Here is a 3020-nt window from a genome sequence, read left to right as displayed (position 1 = left end):
GCCGTGCTCCCCTTCCGGTGGTTCCTGGCAGCGGTGCGGACCTGACTCGGTTTCCGCACGGTCAGGCTGAGATCAGCAGCGCGCGCAGCGCCTGCGGGTGGTCGGTGGCGAAGTAGCGGGCCAGCTCGCGGACGGTTTCGACCTCCAGCAGGAGGGTCCGGGGCAGCGGTCCGAAGGCCTTCTCCAGTTCCGCGATCACGCCGACCGCGATGACGGAGTCCATGCCGTACCGTTCCAACGCGGCGTCCGGAGACAGCCGTTCGGGGGCGAGCTTGAGCGACGACGCCACCAGTCGCCGCAGGTGACCGGTCGCCTCCTCCACCAGGGCCTGGCCAGCGACGTCGTCCGGCGGCACGATCGGGTCGATTTCGGTGACCGGAGCCGCGGTGGACGCGTCCCGGGCCGGGTGGGTGGCGGACCCGCCCTGCGGCTGGTCACCGGCGAACCGGGCCCGCAACTCCTCGCGTCCGCCCACCAGGACGGTGAGCCTGCTCCGGGTGGGGCCGGTGTCCTCGGGGGCCATGGCGTGTCGGAGGGCGGTCACGGCGCGGGGGGTGTCCAGGGGGAGCAGGCCGAGGGTGCGCAGGTTCTCCCGGACGGCGGTGCCGCCGATGCCGCCCTCCTCCCAGAGCGGCCAGTTGACGGAGACCGTGGTCCCGCTGCGCGCGCCGGTGCGGACGAGCCGGTCGCGGTAGGCGGCGTAGGCGTCCATGAAGGCGTTGGCGGCGGCGTAGTCGCCCTGGCCGGCGTTGCCGAACGCGCCGGAGACGGAGGAGAAGCAGACGAAGGCCCGCAGCGGCAGGTCGCGGCTCAGTTCGTCGAGGTTGACCAGGCCTCGCACCTTCGGTGCCAGCACCCGGGCGAGCTGCTCGGGGTCCTTGCGGATCAGGTAGTCGTCGGCGACCAGGCCCGCGCTGTGCACGATGCCGGTCAACGGCCCGTGGTTGTCCGCGATGTCGTCGAACAACCGGGCCACCGCGTCCCGGTCGGCCACGTCGGCGCGCTGGTAGTCGACGGTGAGGCCGCCGGCGCGCAGGGCGTTCAGCTCGCGCCGCCGCTGCTCGTCCAGCGGCGACCGGCCGGTCAGGACCACGGTGGCGTTGCTCACCGAGGCGCCGATCTCCCGCGCCACGATCCGCCCGAGTCCCCCGGCGCCGCCGGTGATCAGGTAGACACCGCCGTCCTGCCACGGCGAGGCGGCGGTGCCGGGCAGGTCCTCCCGGGTCGGCCGGGCCACCAGGCGCCGGCCGTCGCGGTAGCGCACCTCCGGCTCGGTCTCCAGCGCCGCCTCGTGCTCGAGCCGGCCGGCGAGGACCGCGACCGGCGCGCCGTCGAGGCACTCGACGTACTGCGCGTGCAGGAACGGGTTCTCCTGGTGGGCGGTCTTCAGCAGACCGGCCACCCCGCCGAAGCAGGCCAGCCGCTCCCGTTCGGTGTCCGTGCCGGCGGACCCGACCAGCACCACCTGCACCAGCACCGGGCGCCGCACACCGCCCCGCAGGACGTCCCGGAGCAGCGCGAACACCCGTCCGACGACCTCGTCGTACCGGCCGTCCAGCGGCCCGTCGTCGACGGCCACGAGATGACAGGCGGTGCCCGCCGGCAGCGCGGCCCGCAACCCGTCGTACTCCCCGGCCTCCGGCCGGCCGAGCACCACGACGTGACGCTCGGCGAACACCCTTGCGGCGCCCGCCGGTTCACCGCCCCGCGCGACCCAACCGGGCCGCAACAGCAACACCTCACCGGGCTCGGCGGCAGGCCTGTCGGGTTCCGGGACCGGCACGAGTGCGGTCACGTCGGCGGGCTGCTGCTCCCGGACGACACCGAGGTCTACCACGGGAGGGAGCGACCCCTCCGCCGCCGGCTCACCGGGGCTCGCCACTGACACGGCGACATCGGCCAACGGCTTCTCCGGCCCGCCGCCGAGGTCCAAGTCGTACCAGCAGCGGTCAGGGGCGAAGGGGTACCCGGGCAGGGAGATCCGCCGCGCGGGCAGGGCCGTCGGGTGGAGGGTCTCCCAGTTCACCGAGGCGCCGCCGGCCCACAGGCGCAGCAGGCCGTCGTATTCACCGCGGTCGGCCCAGTCGGCCGCGGCAGCACGCAGCGCCCGTTCGGCCGTCCCGTCCGACGCCCGCCGGCCGGGGTGGGCGGTGCCGCGCAGCCAACTGCTCGGCCGCTGCGGGTCGGAGACGAACGCCGCCAGCTGGGCCCTGGCGTCGTCCAGTGAGGTCACGGCGAGGGCGAGTCGCTCCTCCAACGCCATCCGCCCGATCTGCAGGGTCCAGGCGACGTCGGGGAGGTCCGCCTCGGTGAGATCCGCCAGCCGCGCGGCCAACCGCTCTGCCTGCTGGACGAGTTGGGCCTCGCTCTGGGCGGAGAGCACCAGCAGGGCCGGCCGGCCGTCGGGGGCAGGCAGCGTCGGGCGGGAGTCGGACCGCTCCGGCCGGAACTCGGCGATGACGACGTGGGCGTTCGAGCCGCCGGCGCCGAACGCGGACACGCCGGCGATCCGCGGGAACGTTCGCCGCTTCCCGTCGATCTCCAGGGTCGGGCGGTGCCACGGCGCCAGCTCCCGCTGCACCCGGACCGGGGCGCGCTCGAAGTCGATGTGCGGGTTGAGGTCGCCGGAGTGCAGGCTCGGCACCAGGTCTACGACATTGCCCACAACAGCGGCTGGGTCAACGTCGGAACCGACCATGACACCGCCGAGTTCGCGGTGGAGTCCATCCGCCGCTGGTGGCAGCACCGCGGACAAGCCGACCACCCGGACGCCACCCGGCTGCTGATCACCGCCGATTCCGGCGGTTCCAACGATCCCCGCCGCTGGACCTGGAAGAAGCACCTGCACGCCTTCGCGCAGGAGAGCGGGCTCGAGATCACGGTCTGCCACTTCCCACCTGGCACATCGAAGTGGAACAAGATAGCGACCCGTAAGGAAACTACTGCTGGTTTCGGGTTAACTCCACGGATCGGCATGGTAGATGAGCTGCTGTGGCGATCCCGGATGATGTCCTGGCGGT

General features: G+C 73.4%; 1 protein-coding gene and 1 pseudogene. One reads left to right on the top strand and one right to left on the bottom strand.

Going from position 1 to position 3020, the window contains the following annotated elements:
• Positions 1-61: 61 nt before the first annotated feature.
• Positions 62-2698, bottom strand: a complete 2637-nt coding sequence (locus ACGF12_RS14695; RefSeq protein ID WP_393028754.1) for an SDR family NAD(P)-dependent oxidoreductase — start codon at positions 2696-2698, stop codon at positions 62-64.
• Between ACGF12_RS14695 and ACGF12_RS14690 the strand changes: the two are divergent.
• Positions 2627-2932 (top strand): annotated as a pseudogene (locus ACGF12_RS14690) (ISAzo13 family transposase); the annotation flags it as partial. The gene ACGF12_RS14695 and the pseudogene ACGF12_RS14690 sit on opposite strands and share 72 nt — an antisense overlap.
• Between the last annotated feature and the right edge of the window lie 88 nt (positions 2933-3020).

It is taken from the genome of Kitasatospora sp. NPDC048296 (genome assembly GCF_043201815.1).
Classification (GTDB): Bacteria; Actinomycetota; Actinomycetes; order Streptomycetales; family Streptomycetaceae; genus Kitasatospora.
The sequence above is the reverse complement of the archived record's forward strand: the minus strand, read 5'-3'. Positions and strand labels throughout refer to the sequence as shown.